General features: G+C 48.5%; 16 protein-coding genes. 11 read left to right on the top strand and 5 right to left on the bottom strand.

The window, feature by feature from the left end; genetic code table 11:
- Window positions 1–3 precede the first annotated feature (3 nt).
- The 5 genes from MKX98_RS25300 to MKX98_RS25280 form a co-directional block, all read right to left on the bottom strand.
- On the bottom strand, window positions 4–768 hold the full coding sequence (locus MKX98_RS25300) for an ABC transporter ATP-binding protein (protein WP_339219127.1): 765 nt from the start codon (window positions 766–768) through the stop codon (window positions 4–6).
- A 95-nt stretch (window positions 769–863) separates the two neighbouring features.
- Window positions 864–2255 carry a HAMP domain-containing sensor histidine kinase gene (locus MKX98_RS25295; protein WP_339219125.1) on the bottom strand — a complete coding sequence of 464 codons (1392 nt, stop codon included), beginning with the start codon at window positions 2253–2255 and terminating at the stop codon, window positions 864–866.
- A 59-nt stretch (window positions 2256–2314) separates the two neighbouring features.
- Complete coding sequence (locus MKX98_RS25290; protein WP_194544076.1) at window positions 2315–3022, bottom strand: response regulator transcription factor; 708 nt, start codon at window positions 3020–3022, stop codon at window positions 2315–2317.
- Between the two features lie 258 nt (window positions 3023–3280).
- Window positions 3281–5260, bottom strand: coding sequence for a DUF4832 domain-containing protein (locus MKX98_RS25285; RefSeq protein WP_220684203.1), 1980 nt, complete (start codon window positions 5258–5260; stop codon window positions 3281–3283).
- 215 nt (window positions 5261–5475) lie between these two features.
- On the bottom strand, window positions 5476–6498 hold the full coding sequence (locus MKX98_RS25280) for a LacI family DNA-binding transcriptional regulator (RefSeq protein WP_339219122.1): 1023 nt from the start codon (window positions 6496–6498) through the stop codon (window positions 5476–5478).
- A gap of 355 nt (window positions 6499–6853) precedes the next feature.
- On the opposite strand from MKX98_RS25280, the gene MKX98_RS25275 reads away from it, so the two are divergent.
- From MKX98_RS25275 to MKX98_RS25225, 11 genes are all read left to right on the top strand, one after another.
- The gene (locus MKX98_RS25275; protein ID WP_339219120.1) at window positions 6854–8218 is read left to right on the top strand and encodes a DUF4832 domain-containing protein; all 1365 of its coding nucleotides are present in this window, start codon (window positions 6854–6856) and stop codon (window positions 8216–8218) included.
- Complete coding sequence (locus tag MKX98_RS25270) at window positions 8196–9521, top strand: acyltransferase domain-containing protein (RefSeq protein ID WP_339219118.1); 1326 nt, start codon at window positions 8196–8198, stop codon at window positions 9519–9521. Before MKX98_RS25275 ends, MKX98_RS25270 begins: the two co-directional genes overlap by 23 nt.
- A complete protein-coding gene (locus tag MKX98_RS25265; RefSeq protein WP_339219116.1) occupies window positions 9502–10593 on the top strand; it encodes a DUF4832 domain-containing protein in 1092 nt (363 codons plus the stop codon). The genes MKX98_RS25270 and MKX98_RS25265 overlap by 20 nt, the downstream gene beginning before the upstream one ends.
- A gap of 47 nt (window positions 10594–10640) precedes the next feature.
- Window positions 10641–11906, top strand: coding sequence for a Gfo/Idh/MocA family oxidoreductase (locus tag MKX98_RS25260; protein WP_233355048.1), 1266 nt, complete (start codon window positions 10641–10643; stop codon window positions 11904–11906).
- Between the two features lie 32 nt (window positions 11907–11938).
- A complete protein-coding gene (locus MKX98_RS25255; RefSeq protein ID WP_113061348.1) occupies window positions 11939–12865 on the top strand; it encodes an ABC transporter permease subunit in 927 nt (308 codons plus the stop codon).
- A complete protein-coding gene (locus MKX98_RS25250; protein ID WP_071223322.1) occupies window positions 12865–13761 on the top strand; it encodes a carbohydrate ABC transporter permease in 897 nt (298 codons plus the stop codon). The genes MKX98_RS25255 and MKX98_RS25250 overlap by 1 nt, the downstream gene beginning before the upstream one ends.
- A 70-nt stretch (window positions 13762–13831) precedes the next feature.
- Window positions 13832–15289: an ABC transporter substrate-binding protein gene (locus tag MKX98_RS25245; RefSeq protein ID WP_194544068.1), complete on the top strand. Its 1458-nt coding sequence runs from the start codon at window positions 13832–13834 to the stop codon at window positions 15287–15289.
- A 283-nt stretch (window positions 15290–15572) separates the two neighbouring features.
- Complete coding sequence (locus tag MKX98_RS25240; RefSeq protein ID WP_339219108.1) at window positions 15573–16232, top strand: TetR family transcriptional regulator; 660 nt, start codon at window positions 15573–15575, stop codon at window positions 16230–16232.
- Between the two features lie 2 nt (window positions 16233–16234).
- On the top strand, window positions 16235–16603 hold the full coding sequence (locus MKX98_RS25235; RefSeq protein WP_339219106.1) for a DUF4180 domain-containing protein: 369 nt from the start codon (window positions 16235–16237) through the stop codon (window positions 16601–16603).
- Window positions 16604–16664: 61 nt separating this feature from the next.
- On the top strand, window positions 16665–17315 hold the full coding sequence (locus MKX98_RS25230; RefSeq protein ID WP_339224577.1) for an SUMF1/EgtB/PvdO family nonheme iron enzyme: 651 nt from the start codon (window positions 16665–16667) through the stop codon (window positions 17313–17315).
- 315 nt (window positions 17316–17630) lie between these two features.
- The gene (locus tag MKX98_RS25225; protein WP_339219104.1) at window positions 17631–18584 is read left to right on the top strand and encodes a glycoside hydrolase family 43 protein; all 954 of its coding nucleotides are present in this window, start codon (window positions 17631–17633) and stop codon (window positions 18582–18584) included.
- Window positions 18585–18749: the final 165 nt, after the last annotated feature.

The raw sequence follows: 18749 nt of genomic DNA, 5'->3' as shown, positions 1-18749 counted from the left end.
AGACTACCTCCTCCCGGTGACATAAGCGAAGATCATCGCTTCCCGCTCGGAGGCCTGTTCCGGACTGTAGGGTTCCATATCCAGCGTGCCACCGATCTTGCCGTCGCTAATGTAGATAAGGCGATTGCCCCGGCAGGCTGCCTTCATGTCGTGGGTGACCATGACAATCGATTGACCGTCCGCATGCATCCGGCTCAATATATCAAGCACCGTAACGCCTTGTTCGTAGTTCAGACTGCCGGTAGGTTCATCAGCAAAAATGATGTCCGGGTTATTGATGAGCGCCCTGGCGATTGCCGCCCGCTGCTGCTGCCCTCCGGATACTTGGGAAGGCAACCGGCTGCTCTGTTTATCGAGGGAGAGATTGACCATCAAGTCATTTGCCCGTTGCCGTACTTGTTCCTTATCCTGATTTGCGATATATCCAGGGAGGGCAATGTTATCGAACAGCGACAGATCGGGTACAAGGTTGCTGTTTTGATAGATAAAACCGATCCGATTCGCCCGAAAGCGTGCAAGCTCCTTGGCTGAAAATTGATCAAAGCGCTGTCCCTGCAGACAGACTTCTCCGGTTGTCACTTCATCAAGTCCGCTGAGCAAGTACAGCAAGGTGGACTTTCCCGACCCCGAGTCGCCCATGATGACCGTGAAATCTCCTGCGTAAATCGAAAGATCGACATTCCGAATGGCATGGTACTGCTCCTTGCCAGTGGTGTATGTTTTACATAAATTTGCAGCTTGCAGCATAATGGTTTTGCTTGAAGGCATATTCTGATCTCCTCTCTTATCTTCCCATGCCACCAAATTATAGAGAACGATTCTTGCACATTTGTTATTAGTTTATAAATAAATTATGACAGGGGTCAGCTGAGGGGCAGAGTCAAGTAGAAAGTCGTTCCCTGCTGCTGTTGGCTGTGAAAAGAGATCGTGCCGCCATGCGCTTCCATAATATACTTGCATATCGACAACCCAAGTCCGACCCCGTGGCGCTCGGTCGGTTGGCTGGCCGTTCGTTGTAAAACGCTGCCTTGGTAGTACCGATCAAAAATAAAAGGCATATCCTGCGGGGAAATTCCGCTCCCTGTATCGGAGACGATGATCTGCAGGCAGGATGTTTCCGAGTGTTCTTCAACAGCGAGTTGAATCGTATCCCCGGGCTCCGTATGCTTCAGTGCGTTCGTGACGAGATTGGACAGAACTTGCTCGATCCGTATGGCATCGATAACGACAAGCACGTTGGGAATAGCAGAGGGTTCTTGGCAGCGTACGCCCATCGTACGGATATAATGGGCCATCGCCCGCAAGATCGGCTCCAGCGTTGGAGCGCTGTATTGCTCAATCGGATGTACGGCAATCTGCTCCAGATCACGCAGGGCGTGCAGCAGCAAATCGTCTACAAGCACGGTCATCTTGCTCGTATTCGCATGCACCACCTCAAGGTATGCCATCACACTCGGCAGATCCGGGCATATGCCTTCCCGAATTGCATCGATATAGGCTTTGATCGTTGCCAGCGGAGTTTTTAAGTCATGAGACAGATTGGAAATCAGCTCTTTGTGCGACTGGCTGTGCGCGGCTTGCTGCATATGCAAATTACGAATCTCTTCACGCATGAGATCAAATACGGCATAGAGCTCCCCGACCTCGTTATCGCTGGTCCATTCGGCACGCTGCTCGTAGTTGCCTTTCAATATGGCTTCGGCATAAGGCTTGAGCCCGGCGACAGGCTCAACCCAATCATGCTGCACCCGGCGTCCGATGGAGAAGAATAAATAAAGCAGCGTCAATAGGGCCAGAGATAGCAGCGCCCATGGCACATATAGCGGCAAGTCTGAGGAGGGGAAGGCTGAGGCTACGACAGATGCAGGCACAGCAAACTGAGCGTAGCCCACAAAGCTTTTGCTGCCGGCGTCCAGCAGCGGAAAAGCGAGATGATAATAAGACGGTTCGCTGTCAGAAATACGCAGCGTGTAGTCGAGTTCAAAGCGCGGATGAATATGGCGCACGGATGAATCATCGCTGTCATAGATCATCGTTCCGTCAGGAAATACAACCTTGAGGCCGATCCCTGTCTCTTGACTCCAGCTGGTTAATTGCCCCCGAATCGGAGCATCGGCCAGCAGCAAGTCGGCATGCCCATTCTCCAGGTTATGGACAACCGTATTCGTCAGCACGCGAATAGGGTTGACAATGGATGACGAATCGGGCTGGTTTGAGGGCCAAACGAGCCAAACGACGGATAACAAAATAACCATGATAGATAGGCAGGCTGCCCAGAGCCTTCTTGTTTGCCACGATTTCCAGTACATGGGGGCTACACCGTCTCATCGGGGTTGAATTTATAACCGACGCCCCAAACCGTTTTGATATAGGAGGAGTTGATCTCGGCCCGCTCCAGCTTCTCGCGGAGCCGCCGAATGTAGACCGTGATGGTATTATCCTCGACATAAGCTGAATACCCCCAGACCTGATCCAGCAGCTGCGACTTGGTAAACACTTGATTCGGGTTAGACGCCAGGAAGTAAAGCAGATCAAATTCTTTGGCGGATAACGAAATTTCCTGCTGTCCGACCATGACCCTGCGGGCATTTTTATCAATCGAAAGGGTGCCGAATTGCACTCGCTGCTGTAGGGCTGACGGGAATTTCGGGTCTGCAATTCTGCGCAAATGTGCCTGAACGCGGGCGACCAGTTCACTGAGCGAGAAAGGCTTGGTCATATAATCATCGGCGCCGAAACCAAGGGCAAGCACTTTGTCCGTATCGCTGCTGCGGGCGCTTAAAATAAGAATGGGCGCAGCCGTCAACGTGCGGAGCTTGCGGCATACTTCAATTCCGTCAGCATCAGGCAATGTCAGATCGAGAATGATAAAATCCGGCTGCCGGTTGCGGACTTCCTGCAATCCGTCGCCGGCATTTTCCGTGATGAATGTGCTGAATCCCTGAACACGCAAATAGTCGTTCACGATGCGAGAGATATCCTGCTCATCTTCAATGATCAGTACTGTTTTAGGAGAATTCATGAAATAGTCGCCCCTGTTCCGCATGCTTAAATAGTGAGTCCATTATAGCATGGGCCGGAATGAAGCATAGGGAAAATAAGGGGAACCTTACCAATTGAAAGGCTTGGTGTGAAGTGAAGTCATATCAAGAACATGGTTACCTAAACTGTGGAGCACGCAGCCAGAGGGTGGTTTTATTGGAATCTGAGACGAGCAACAGCTATCGGGATATTCCCGATAGCTGTTTTCATAGTTTCGGATATCAGTCTGCCGATTTCGTTATTTTGTCCATGTACCGATCTTATAAGCTCCGTCTGATAGACGTTCCGTATTAGCAAAATCAACCCCAGGTTGGTTTGTAGACGGATCAAGAATGGCGATTGCCAGCTCATAGGTTCCGTTTGCCAGCGAGTTGGTGGAGATAGAGCCTGAGACCGTATGCAAGCCGGTTCTCCAGGTTGTTACGTCTGCGGTTGTCGTTTGACGCGCCACGATGTTCCCGCCGCTGCGCAGCTGGATTTCAACAGGCCAGTTGAACGGGAAGTGTTGAACCCCCTTATTCTCCACAGCGATGGATACATCAAGCGTGCTTCCGCTATCTTGCGGATATGAAGCCTTGCTCACGACAAAGTGATAGCCCATTCGTTTCTTCAGTGTATCCATATTGCCCTGCAAAGGATTGCCCAGCGCTAAGGAAGCCGGAGCATTGGGTCCCAGCCAGCTCGGTTTGCTGAGCTCGGTCTGCCGCAGCGTCTCATTGAAGCCGCTGCCAGTTGTAAGTGCAGCATTCATGCCATAGGCACCGCCGTAAAATTCACCGCCAGATACGCGCGTGTTCCAGAAGTTGGCATGGTTTGGCTGCTGCTGGCCGATATCATCCCAGTAACCGTTCTGTGTGCCGGTATACCATCCCCATTCGGAATCGAAGCTCGGCTGATCGCCGAACATATCATTATACATTCCAAGAACCAGACCCTTGTTATTATTCTTGGCCAATTCCACGCTTCGTCTGATCAAGAGCTGCGTATGATCCTCCTGATCGGCAAATGCATCGATATAATGCTGAATGTACTGATTGGATATTTCGTTCGGAGGGAATGCGCCCGTATAGTTGCTTTCCCCGTTCGGTCCGATGTAAGGCCAGGTGTGGAATTCCGCCCAATGGCCAAGCGAACCGATTTGTACAAAAGCAATCGGGCTGTCAGCCGTGTCGTAATGCTCCGCAATCGCCTCAATGGCAAGCTTATGTCTGGCGATTAGATACTCGGAACTGTAATTGGGGGAGAAGCCCGTGTTGTTGCCGGCTCCCATGCCTCCGGTTGCATCCTGGTAGGCCTTGCCTGGAGATTGTCCCAGACTCACCATGTCATGATAGAGCCAGTCAGGAATGTCCCGGTGAGGCACACCGGAAGGACTGTCCAGAATAATGCGAAGGACTACCTTAACTCCGCGGCTTTGCCAATAGTCGAAATGGTTGGTCGCTTCAATCGCATTGAAATCATAGTTGCCTTTGGTTGGCTCTAACTCCTTCCAGGTGACACCGGCATACACGAGACGGTGGTCCTGAGGGTAATGGGTAGATTTCGCTGAAGGTGCCCAGCCCTTAAACGGGTTATTAAGCGGATCATCCAGCTCGCTTGGGTAAAATTCGATCCGTTCTTCTCCGGGATTACCTGCATTAAGCGTATAAACGGGAAGGGACTGGTTCAGCGCTGGCAGTCGGTTTATATCCGAATTGTTATCCAGATATCCGATGTTCACACTGCTGCCTGTTGCAAGTCCAAGCGTAGCGAGAGGGAGTGCAGCTTCAATGGTCGATGAGGTACGTACATATTGAGAAGAAGGAAGAGTCGAAGACAAATCCCAATTCCAGCTGCTTCCATTTCCTGCATAGCGATATAGCGATTGATTCTCGAGGAGCCATTCAATACCGGACGCACCCCATCCGAAGGCTTGATATCCGGTCGAAGTTTTCCCATCCGTATTCAGCCAGAAGCTCCCCATGGTGGTGCTAAGGCCGGCGCCTTCCACAAGCAGATACAGATTGCTGTCATCGTGGGCAGCCTTTAGGACGCCAGCTGTTCCCGAATTCGTGGAAATAACCGGAATCCCTTCCCAGTCGCCCGGGTTACCATCGATAACGATGGAGGCTGCTTCCGCAGTCGAAATAAAGAGGGGAGAAGGGAATAAGGCAATAAGAATGGCCGTCATCGTAAAAACAGTAAGCGTCAACTTCATTTTGATACCCCATGCTTTCATGTCAAACCTCCTCACAAAATGATGGATGTCATAAAGCCTGCAAGTCCAAACTTCTTTATTAACGTAGAAATCATTCTACCGAATCTGAAGCTTTCACCCCCTTTCCAATTGAAGTTCCCGCATCCACCATGAAAAAAAGAGCACCGTGTCGGGTGCTTCTTGTGCAGTGGGTCTATGGGGCAAAGAACATATTCATCTCGTCTTTGTTGCAGTCATTAAGTAGAACTTCGTACGACCAAACGGGTAGGCAAAATCACTTTCTTAGGCAGCAGTTGATTTCCGTTTATTCGGTCGATCAGGTTGTCGACGGCAACCATGCCGATTTCTTTTGTCGGTACGTCGATCGTTGATAGGGGGGGATTGGAATATTTGGATACCTCAATATTGGATAAGCCTATGACGGCTACTTCATCAGGAACGGAAACGCCGTTGTTATACAAGCCGTTGAGGGCGGCCATAGCCATTAGATCGCTGCCTGCAAAGAAGGCGGTCGGGCAATTTTTGGTTTTGCATAAATGATTCACTTTTTCAATGCAGACCGCTTCATCCCACATGCAATCAATAACCCAATCGGGATTCACCGACATTCCGGCAGCATGCATGCTGGCGTAGTAGCCTCGATAACGGCGGCTGTCTTTGAAGTTATTCGTTAATCCGCTTCCCCCGATATATCCAATCCGGGTGTGACCTTTGTCAATGAGATGGTTGACGGCCATCGAAGCGACATTGTAATGATCATAACCCACATTATCGATATCCCCGCGTTCGGTATCAATCCCCACGATATAAGGAACCTGCTTGCGTATATACTCATAGGTTTCGCCGTTCAAGGATTCCATAAGAATCAGGCCGGTAATCGGTTCGCTGAATGTATGGAATAAAATCTTGCTGTCATTCAGTTCAATTCCAGTCCGAATAAAGGAAATGCTATATCCCGCGCTCAGCAATCGCTCTTCCACGCCGGATAAAATCGACATGAAATAAGGATCGTTGTATTTATCTTTTGTAACGCTTAATACACACCCGATTTTGATGTGCGACTTGCTGTCGGAATGTTCCGTGGTTACAACTTTCCGCTTGGGACTTGAAGTGATTTTATAGTTGAGCTGCGTAACAGCCTGCCACACCCGCTCCCGGGTTTCGTCCGTAATTTTATATTTCGTATCATTGTTTAACACTCTGGATACGGTGGCGGTAGATACATTTGCTAATTTAGCAACATCCCGAATGGTACTCATAAATAAACACATTCTCCTTTTTAGTTACGAATAGTCACCATTTAGAGTTTATAGGAATGTTACATGGTAAACAATGATGGACTTGATAAATGTCTTGTTGCGTTATTTGTTGCGTAGTATCGTTACGTTATTCAAGTGTATCTATATTCATGATTGAAATCAATCATAACATGTTTCTGCCGTGCTGTGTTACTACAAATTTTTAAAAAAACCAAAATTATTATTGCAAGGATACGCAGGGATGATATAACATGAAATCACGAAACGTTACAAGTATTACGTCTATTTGTTACGTTATATTAACGTAACAAAACAAGAGAGTTTGTTTAGCAGGCGGCGGGGGGCGGATTAAAACATGAACAAAGCAGTAACGGTTTACCCCATGATGTTAGAAGACATCCTAAACAACCCGGGCATAGGTTTTACGGCAGCACCAGGGTTAATGGGAGACCTGGGTCGGATCTGCGACAATCGAGGGGAAGAGCACAAGAAATATAAGTTCACGGAAGACAGCAGAACGTACAATCATCCCGACAGCAAAGTGTATTTCTGCAGCGTGCGCTGGCGGGACCTGGAAGTTCGCCAAGGAGAGTACAGGTGGGAAGTTCTTGAGGAGAGGCTGGACTACGCCAAATCGATAGGCTGTACGGCCGTGGTTCGCTGTTCCCCATACGCGTTAAGCGAAGAGGATGATATACCCGCCTGGTATCGTGCGGAACATCCGGAGGAGCCGGACTTTCCGTTCTGGAGAGTAGATCCTGAGACAACACCCTATGTGTTGTATTGGTCTGACTTTATCAAAGCGTTTGCCGCACGGTTTGACGGACATCCGGTCATAAGCTCGGTTGATTTGACGATTGTAGGGGCCTGGGGAGAAGGCGGCGGAACGGAGTTTTTAAAGCCGGAGGCCATTAAACGCATTACAGATGCCTACCTGGATGGGTTTAAAATAACCCCTCTCCAAGCATTGCTGCATGATGCCTTGTCGATCAGCATCATGAAGGAGCGCAAAGCCAAAGTGGGCTTTCGCGTCGATTGCTTGGGTGATATGGGCGGCTTTCATGGAAATGAGTGGTCACATATGACGGATTTCTATCCCCAGAATATTCAGAATTTCAAGATGGGCGATGCCTGGGAGAAGGCTCCGGTTCTATTTGAAGCATGCTGGCACATGAATGATTGGTATCTTCAGGGCTGGGATATGGATTATATCATTCAAGAAACGCTGAAGTGGCATATTTCATCCTTTAACAATAAAGGAACGGTAGTCCCCGAACCGTGGAAAGAGAAGGTCAAGGCTTGGCTGAACAAGATGGGATACCGCTTTGAATTGAGAAAGCTCACGTACGATTCGTTGGTGAAGGCAGGCGGTCAGCTAAAAATCAGTGCATTGTGGGCTAATGTAGGAGTAGCACCGATTTATAATCCTTATCCGCTGGTTGTGAGGCTTACTGGCCAAGATCAAACCTATACGCTGCGCAGCAGAGAGGATATTAGGGAGTGGCTGCCTGACGAAGATATTGTGTGGGAAGAGGGTTTCGGTTTACCCGGTAATATGTCCGAAGGCGAATATGATTTGGAGATTGGCATCGAAACCGGAGTTAAGGAAATCGGGAATATCCAGCTGGCCATCGAGGGGAACAAGGACGGTTATTACCCGATGGGCAAGTTAACAGTTGAACGGGGGAGACAAGGAAATGGAGAGTCTGTTGAAGTTTAACGAGTGTATCGCAATCTGCAACTTTGATTACCTGCCAGAAGGGTTGGAAGCTAAATATGATCGATATAAACCGGATGGCGAGCCCTATCTTATCCCGCGGGAGTTCTTGTCCGGAATCTTTGAGCAGTATCAAATTCCTGAACCTACCCGCCAATGGCTCGTTCAGGGGATTGAGGCGATAGAAAAGGATGACGTACTATTTCATTTTACCCAATTTTTAGTAGAGGATATGTGCACTTTGCGCAATCGCTGTGATGAGACCCATTATACGAATATGACGCCAGGATGCATGGCGCAATATGGAGAATTATACTCCTTTCTTTTGCTGCTGGCCTGCGTTGTTCCTTCCATGAAGATGCTGGAGGCGCGTTCCATACCTACAGCTTACTACGAGCAAATCCCTCAACAGCCCCTGAAGCTTCAATTGGAAAAGCTGGTGCAGCACGGCGATGCCAAGGTTCATGATTTTCCATGGGTGATGAATTTTTATACCTGCTCCATCTTTCTGTTAGACCGGTTTTATTTTATCCCCTACCGATTTGAGGATCCTTTCACCATGTTCCGTCATGTGAACACGCAGGAGGTTATTGCCCTTCGGCACGCAGGCGAAGAATTTCGCAGCGATGGACAACGGAACGGAATCAATGATGTATATGATCTTCAAGGAAACTTCACCTCAGAATGGCACGAGAATGCCGAGTTTGTCATCGCTAATCGGATAAATCCCATGGGATTCGTTGAAAGAGAAACGACGCCGATCCTGAAGAAGGAATGGGAGCCGGTACTTCAAACAGGGGATACGCTGTTAGCGCTCCACATTCCATCCGGCCCCGGGTACACGCCGGACAGGTTGAAGAATTCCATGGAGATGGCTGCTGCATTCTATGACCAGTACTTTCCGGAGTTACCCATCAAAGGCTTCTGGAGCTCAAGCTGGCTTTATGATACCAGGTTGTCGCTTATCCTGGATCATGAAAGAAGCAATATTGTCCTCGTTCAACGACAATTCTATAATTATCCGACCATGGAAGGGGACGGCATGCTGCGTTATGAAGCCTTTGGGGACAGGAAGGCAGACCCGGTCCGAAACCCAGGCGAATATACAACCTCCCTGCAAAAAGCAGCTGCGGCGTATATGGAGACGGGAGCCCGTTTTAACACATTAAGCATGATTGTATTGCGGGAGGATATCGACAAGATTGGCAGCCGGCCGTACATAACCGATGCAGACATCGAGCAATTCCATCGCACCGTTGACAGCCATTTGCAAGGGAGAGAAGAGGATGGGGAAATACTCGCTTGAAAATTACGAGAAGTATAAAACCGTAAAAATCCGACCGCAGCCCTTATTGAACCGGGAGTTTGATGCAAGCCAGGGTCCATTCGAATACGTCTCCTTTTTCTGGAGAGCGCTTGAGCCGGTTCGAGGTGAATACAGGCTTGAAGCGATCAAAGAAGCACTGCGTACGGCCCATAATCCCATTCTTGTCCTGGTACCGGAATTGCCGATCTGGGTTCAGGGTTATGAACCTGATTGTTTTGCGGCCTTGGTCCGAAAAGTCGGGAGTTATATCGACTCCGACAGACGCTTAACAGCCGTTCTGATATCAACCTTAGCTGACAGTAAGGAAGAATGGAACGCTTATGGGGAGTCGTTTGAGACGCAGACACTGCTAGCCGAACTGCAGAATGACAGATTGATTCAACATTTAAGAGACCGCGGCCGCGGATTTGGCCTGCTGGTGAAGTGCGGTGAGCAGAATTGGATCGAATGCTGTGAGGCTTTTGCCATACATAGGCTGCAGAAGGTATGGAAGCGTTACCAGGTGGTCCTTGATGTGACCGATAACGTTTGCGGTCCTCATACCAGACGCGAGGCATATCGCTGGCACGCCGCCCTCTCCAATCTGAATATAGGACTTGGATATCATCTAACTTTACGCAGACTGACGTATCCGGAAACGGTATATAGTCGTGGAAGCTTGCCGCTGCGTTTCTGGTTTGTCAACGAGGGCAGCTCGAGAATATACCGGGATTTTCAGTTATGGGTGCAGTTACAGCAGGGGGAGGTTTCCTATGAATATCCCCTGCACGCCGCCACGCATTCCTGGTTAACCGGGGACCTTGTCCATAATGAGATGGTCCCCTTGAAGGATATGTTACCGGGAGAATATACGCTGAGTATAGCACTCTTTTTCGAAGACCGGTCGTATATCCCCCTGCATATACAGAACCCGCAGCAGGATGGATATTATGAGGCAGGCATGATCCAAGTCGAAATATCCGATGAGGATCCGCTTAGGAATATTTGGGATGACTATGATCCGGAAGGATATTACCCCTTGGAGGATCCCGTGATTCCGGAACAGGAATAGATGTTTCGAACAAGATGGTTAGGACAAATACGAGTTTGCTGGAGGTTATGGATTTGAAGTTAGCATTAATCGGCGCAGGACAAAGAGGCATGATCTACGCAAGGCATGCATACCCAAGCGAGGACATCGTTGCGGTCGTTGAACCGGATGACAGCAGAAGAAAGGCGGCAGCGGACGAGTTTCGGATTCCTTTGGAGAAACAATTTGAATCCGTAGATGAATTTTATCGGCTCGGCAAAATTTGCGATGCCGTCATTGTTTCTTCTATGGATCGTGATCATTACGCGCAAACGATGAGAGCGCTTGATCTTGGCTATGATATTTTGCTGGAAAAGCCCATTTCGCCAAGTCCGGAAGAAAGCTTGAGAATACAACGAAAAGCCAATGAAACAGGCCGGAAAGTGATTGTATGCCATGTGCTCAGATATACGAACTTCTTTGCGGAAATCAAGAAAATCATCGATAGCCAAGAGCTCGGCAAGATCGTGACCATACAGCATAACGAGAACATCGGCAATTTCCATATGGCACACTCCTTTGTACGAGGCAACTGGAGGAGAAGCGACCTGGCCAGTCCAATTATCATGCAGAAGTCCTGCCATGACATGGATATTTTGGCCTGGCTGGTGGACAGTCAAGCGAAACGGATCTCTTCCTATGGCAGCCTGACTTATTTTAAGGCGGAGAATGCACCGGCAGGAAGCGCGGAACGATGCCTCGACTGTAAGGTAGCAGCGAACTGCCGATTCGATGCAAGAAAAGCCTATTTGCCTATAAGGGGCCAGTGGCCCGCTACCGTCATTTCGGCGGATCAGAGCGAGGAGGGACTGCTCCAAGCGCTCGCAACGAGTCCTTACGGACGCTGTGTTTATCGGCTCGACAATGATGTGTGCGACCATCAAGTCACCGTGATCGAGTTCAAGAACGGAGTAACGGCAACGTTTAATTTAAGCGGATTCACCAACAAAATGTACCGTACGCTCAAAATCATGTGCGAGCATGGGGAAATTCGAGGCGACGATAACTTGAACATTATCGAAGTCACCCGCTTTAACTCCAATATGGCAGAACCCGTTCAGCAAACCGTCATTCGGCCAGCAACGGTGAGCGGCGGACATAACGGCGGCGATACCGGTCTGATGAACGACTTTTTGGAGAATCTGGGGAATGCCGACTTCAGCAGCAGATCCTCCATCGACATGTCCGTCGAAAGCCATATCATGGCCTATGCCGCGGAAGAGGCGAGAATTACTGGTACCGTGATCGATCTGGATCAGCTTAAGGAGAGGCTGCAGCAGAGCATTTTGGCATAATCGTTTAATCACATTGCAAAGGTAGTGATGGAATGGGTTCCGTGGTTAAGGGGTTTCTATATGAAATAACGAAAAACCGAATACTGTATCTGATGTGCGTGCCTGCTCTGATCGTGCTGATCATGTTCTCTTATATCCCGTTTGCCGGAATATGGATGGCATTTACCGATTTTAATGTGGTTGACGGCATCTTCGGCAGTGAATTTGTGGGTCTGGACAATTTCAAATACTTTTTCTCGGAAAACAGCATGGGATGGAAGGTTACCTATAATACGCTGTACATCAACTTTTTTGGTCTCATCTTAGGCATTATCATTCCTGTCAGCATTGCCATTCTCATCAACGAAATCCGGCATAAAACCTACAAAAAGGTCGCTCAGAGCATGATGTTTTTTCCCTATTTCATCTCGTGGGTCGTCGTTGGGGCGATACTGTACGGGATCTTCTCTACCGATGTGGGCGTTGCCAATCATATTCTGGAGTTCTTCGGAGCAGAGCCGATCAGATGGTACTCGGAGCCGAAGTATTGGAAATGGATCATCATTCTGTCGAGCGTCTGGAAATGGAGCGGGTACAGTTCCATTATCTATATGGCGGCGATGTCCAATTTTGATGGAAGCTTATACGAAGCGGCCAAGGTGGATGGCGCCAACAAATTGCAGCGGATTTTTTACTTGACCGTGCCTATGCTGAAGCCGACGATCATCGTTTTGAGCTTGCTGAGCGTCGGACGAATCTTCTACGGGGACTTTGGGATGATTTACGGTATTGTCGGCAACAACCCGGTCCTGGCTGAAGAAGTCACGGTTATCGATACTTATGTTTACCAGTCGATGCGTACGCTGGGCTTTTCTTACTCTACGGCAATCGGGTTATTTCAGTCACTGATGGGATTGATCCTGATTACGGCTGCAAACCAATCGGCTAAGAAAATAAATGACGGAGAGGGTCTATTTTGATGAAACAAAAGAATAGATTGCTTGGCGATCAATTGGTGATAGCCTTTGCCTACGGTTTCATTGGCTTATTCGCGCTCGTGTGTCTGTATCCCCTTGTTTTAACGTTAAGCGTGTCCTTTTCTTCGGAGCAGGCCGTTGCGAGAAACGGGTATTCGATCATCCCACTGAGCCCCAGCTTGGATACCTATAAATATATCTTTGTTAATAGTGGAATGAAATTGCTCAAATCCTATGGCGTGACCCTGCTTGTAACGACCGTGGGGACGATGGGGGCGCTGCTGATTACCAGCATGATTGCCTTTTCCCTATCGATCAAAAAGCTGAAATACCGTAACGTACTCGCCTTCATTAGCAATTTTACGATTATTTTCTCGGCTGGCCTCATTCCGTGGTACATGGTCAGCGTCAATTATTATGGACTGAAGAACAGCATTCTGGCCTTGATCCTGCCGTCTATATTCAGCGTCTGGAACATGTTTCTGATGCGAACGTACTTTGCAAGCATCTCTCCATCTTTATATGAAGCGGCCGAGATGGACGGCGCCAATTATTTTACGATCTATGTAAAAATCGCTCTTCCATTAAGCAAGACCGCACTGTTGACGGTTGGTTTAATGTATGCGCTTCAATATTGGAATGATTGGTGGCATGCTCTGATCTTTATTAATGATCGCGATTTATTTCCACTCCAGTATTTCCTCTACAACATCTTGTCGAACGTCAATGCGATAAGCTCCGGACGAATTCCATCAGGGGCATCAGGCAACATTACACTGCCTGCGGAGACCGTGAAGATGGCCATTACGGTCATTACGATCGGCCCGATCATTTTCCTCTACCCTTACATTCAAAAATACTTCGTGCACGGGATTATGGCTGGTGCCGTCAAAGAATAGACGCCTGCATGGTTACTGGCCGATATCGGCTTTTAACATAGATAAACTATTTTATTAGGGAGGGTCTTTCATGAAAGCAAGGACAATGCTGATCTTGTTGGTCTTATTGATGGCGTCCGTTTCGGTTATGGCAGGATGCAGCGACAAAAAAGAGGGGGCAGCCAAGCTCGAAACCGTCACGATTCTGTATCCGGGGGAGCGAAGCGATCGCATGAGCGAATTTCTGGACAACGAGTTTGCCGAGAAGATGGCAGCCGATCTTGGTTTGAAGGTCGAAGTCACATTTGTGCCGTGGGCCCAGTATTGGGAACAAAAAGATATCATGCTGGCCGCAAATGAACCGATCGATTTATATTGGGACGGCCTCCCGGACCTTTCTACCATCGTAAACAAGAAACAAGCCATGGTATTGGATGATTTAATCAAGGAATATGGTCAGGATATGCTAAAGGTCCTGCCGATGGAGCAGCTTCAGGGGGCAACGATCGACGGGAAGATACATGGCATTCCATCCGCTTATGCACCCTCCTCCGCCATGTACCAGCTGGTGGCCGTTCGTCAGGATATCCTCGAAGCGGTAGGGATGACGGACTTGAAGACAGCAGACGACTTAAAGGAATTCGCAACAAGGGCGAAAGAGAAATTTCCTGAAATGAAGGGACCCGCCGATATTGTCTTTAAACCGTTGACCCGATATTTTACCGATGAACAATATAACTGGATCGCCGTAGAAGATTTGGTCGTATTCGGGGAAGAGAGTAAAAAAGCCTACAGCTACTATGAAACGGAAGCGTTCCAGGAAGTCGCGAAGTTTAATAACTCCATGTATGACGCAGGGTTGTATACAGAGGATTTGACCATCAAATATAACGAGAGAGACTCCCGCATGCAGACAGGCTTATACTTATGGGTTGAAGGATCTTTGGGCAAGGAAATGGAAATCGTCGATGCTATCAAAGCCAATGCGCCGGATGCCGAGGTGAAGACGTATCTGTTAGCCGAGGATAAACCGCGTTACGTGACAGCCGCAGGCGGAGAAGTGCTGGGCATACCTGTCAATGCTCCTAATCCGGAAGGCGCCATGAAGTTCGTGAACTGGATTTATAAATCCCAGGAGAATTATCTGTTTGCTCTCTATGGCGTCGAAGGCAAGGACTACGAGATTGTGGATGGAAGAATCAATAAGCTCACCGCTAGCGAATTCTTCTATGAATGGATGTTTAGAAACCAAAATTACCAATTGTTCGGGCCGAGTGTGGCGCAAGAGTCCATCGATAAGTACAAGAGCTGGGATGAACAGGCTATCCGATCCGATTCATTGGGCTTCCGATTTAACAATGAAAAGGTCAAGTTAATCGAGACGGCCCTGAAAGAAGTCGCCGGCAAGGATTTAGCCGCTATTCGTTCCGGTTTCGTCGATTTTGAGACGGAGTATCCCAAAGCCATCGAGAAGCTGAAAGCGGCGGGCATTGATGACTATGTCGCTGAGATCCAGCGTCAGCTGGATGAGTTTTTGGCGGGGAAATAACAGCTTGTATCTACTTTTGTTCCAATTCTAACTCGGAAAAGCTGCAAGCTTCGAGTCTGATCTGAGATAAAGGATGTGTAACACTCAAAGAGATATTTTCTGAATAAGGAAATATCTCTTTTTTATATAGGAGCATTCCATTCCTGCGATTTATAAACAAAAAGGGCTGTCGCGCTGGGGCTGATCATAAACCTCCATTGACAATATGTACCATCCTTGTGTACACTCTTTTTATTCCGACTGTTCAGTATAAATAAAATACAAAGATACAGGTGAAGAAATCATGCCTAAATTAGGAATGGGACCGAAGCGCAGGGCAGAGGTCATTAATGCCACGTTAACCTGCATCAGCATGTATGGAATTGACGGCATGACGTTGGATAAGGTGGCCGATCATGCGAACTGTTCCAAAGGAGTTGTCACATATTATTTCAAGAACAAGGATCATCTGACGATTGAAGCCTTCAAATCGTTCTTGGCGTACTATGGACTGAAGATCGAATCCGGCATTGAGCAAACGATGACACCGGGAGAAATGATGGATCTTACCCTGAAGTTTATACTTCCCCCGCTCAGCGATGACGCGGATCGCACGATTAATGTGTCGCAGCTGGACGGGGTCGACAAGATGTATATTCCGCTTGCGGATCAAGCCAAGCTCTTTGTCCAGTTTTACTCAAAGGCCATGCTGGATCGCAATTTGCAGGAAGTTGTATCGAAGAGCTACGAGACGGATCTCCATGGCATCGCTAAGATCATGGATTATGGTAATCGGGCGGGACAGATGTCCGTTGAGGATCCACACAGCGCTGCCTATGGTGTGCTGGCGATGGCTATAGGTCTGAGTTTTTTTCGAGTTGCTAACGTTCCGCCAGCCAACGGCGACGACAATCGGTACATATGTGAGGATTATGTGAGAAGACTTACCAAAACAGGAGGGTGACTATGAATATAGAGAAGATTGAAACAGATGGAGGAACGATAGCGGTCGTTAGCAGTAATGAAATATTAATTGAGGATGTTCAGTCTGCATTGGATCTTATGGCAACCGTGCAATATGAAACGGGAAGCCATCGTATGGTAATGAATCAATCAATATTCAGCAAATCCTTCTTCGATTTGAAGACCCGCCTTGCAGGCGAAATCCTTCAGAAGTATATCAATTATCATGTGAAGGTTGCGATCATCGGTGATTTTTCTGTGTATCCAAGCCAAAGCTTGCAAGATTTCATATATGAATGCAATAAGGGGAAAGATTTCTTTTTCTTGCCGACTGAACAGCAAGGGATTGAACGGTTAAGCAGGGTGAACTAAGAAATGAAAACCGGGAGGAAGATCATTGTCAGCACCTGGATTTAATCCAAAAGAATACCCGATGGTGAACATTCCGGCAGGCGAAATTCAATTGAGGGACGACCGTATCCAATCTTCTTGGGCGGTTGAAGTGAACGCTTTTCAGCTTGCACCGGTTCCCGTTACGAAGGCGTTATATTTCTCGCTTATGCCACATTCAGCAGGATTTGCTGAGGTCATGCAGGCTCCTGTCGTGGATGTATCGTGGAATGATGCGATTGAATTCTGTAATGTGCTATCTCGACACTCGGGTCTGGACGAATGTTATTCGGTCTCGGACGAAGGTGAACGTGTCGTGTGTAACTGGGAGGTGGATGGATACCGCCTTCCGACGGAAGCGGAGTGGCAATATGCGTGCAAAGCCGGGAGTGATGGCTATCGTTACGGAGAGCTTGATGACATCGCTTGGTATGAAGGGAATTCCGGGGGAGCCCTGCATGAGGTAGGCACAAAGCGTCCGAATGCGTGGGGCCTTTACGATATGCTCGGAAATGTGTGGGAGTGGTGCTGGGATGTATACGATCCGGATGTATACGGCTCGTACAGAGTATTCCGCGGCGGAAGCTGGGCGGAAGAGGCCAGGGGCTGCGGGGCGACATGCCGCCGCCGAAGCCACCCGACGTTTCGGATTGAGGATCTCGGGTTTCGTTTGGCGAGATCGATTTTACGATAAAGCTGATCCTTCGGGATCAGCTTTTTTTTTGATCGTGAAGCACGTAACGAATTTCCAATAAACGCATCGAAACGCCGTCAATTTTCTTCAGAAGGTAATAGATGCTTGGCCATCAATACTTCACTATAACTAGATATGTCACATAAACTAACGCGGTAAATACACCTAAATTGCGTATAGACAAGGCTGGAAGACATCAGTAAGATTGGGTTTAACTTTTCTGGGGAGGTGTGGGGAGCTAAAGGGAGTCAAGGTTTGAATTGCCGTAGTGTTGATCAAAAACCAGGAAATTCAAGGGATGAGGGGGATAAGAAGATGCCACATGGACCAACATTCAATAATCCGATTGTGGAGCAAGCAGCCGATCCTTGGGTATGGAAGCATACGGACGGCCACTATTATTTTATGTCGACGAGACGCGATCGTCTGGAGTTGACGCAATCCGCGACCTTGACAGGCCTTGCGGAGGGCCGGAAGAAAACGATCTGGACTCCGGAAGCCGGCGGACGCTATAGTCATAACCTCTGGGCGCCGGAAATTCATTATGTGGACAACACATGGTACATTTATTTCACGGCAAATGATGGGGGAGGCGACGAGTCGCGCCAAATATGCGTGCTGGAGAACGGGGAGCCTGATCCGATGGAAGGCGAGTGGGAATGGAAAGGTGCGCTGCCGACTCCCGTCCCCGGCCTGGATGGTACGGTTATGTCCATAGGGGATCAGCTTTATTTCCTGTATGCCGGGTACGGTCACTTCCCAGATTATGGGTCCGCTATATATATCATGCGCATGACAAACCCTTGGACATTGACGGGAGATCATGTATTACTTACTGCCCCGACCCTATCCTGGGAAAAACAAGGCGGAATGGCCATTAACGAAGGACCTGTCGTCCTTCAGCGAAACGGCCGCATCTTCCTGGTATACTCGGCCAGCACTACATGGTCTGAGGATTATGCGCTGGGGATGCTCACGATGGAGGAAACTGCGGATCCGATGGACCCGCTTTCCTGGACTAAGTCCATGGAGCCTGTATTTTGCAAAAGCGTGGAAAACGGGGTGTATGCTACCGGCCATAACAGCTTCACGCAATCTCCGGATGGCAAGGAGGACTGGATTGTCTATCATGCGCTTCCAGCGCCTGGAGTAGATACGGTCTTGCGATCAACCCGCATTCAGAAATTCGGCTGGAAGCCGGATGGAACTCCGGATTTCGGCGTACCCGCCGGCGAGTCTGAGTCTCTGGCCAAACCGTCCGGTGAATAATGTATGCGGATTCATAACGAGATCCAAGAGTAGATGATAGTGGCAAGAGGCGGCAAATGCTGGAAGGGTGTAAGTGAATATTCATAGAATTCGATAAACCCCCATTCATTACAGATTATCTGTAATGAATGGGGGTTTATTACGAATGAGAGTAAAACGTGTAAG

Source organism: Paenibacillus sp. FSL W7-1332 (genome assembly GCF_037969785.1).
Classification (GTDB): domain Bacteria; phylum Bacillota; class Bacilli; order Paenibacillales; family Paenibacillaceae; genus Paenibacillus_AQ.
The sequence above is the reverse complement of the archived record's forward strand: the minus strand, read 5'-3'. Positions and strand labels throughout refer to the sequence as shown.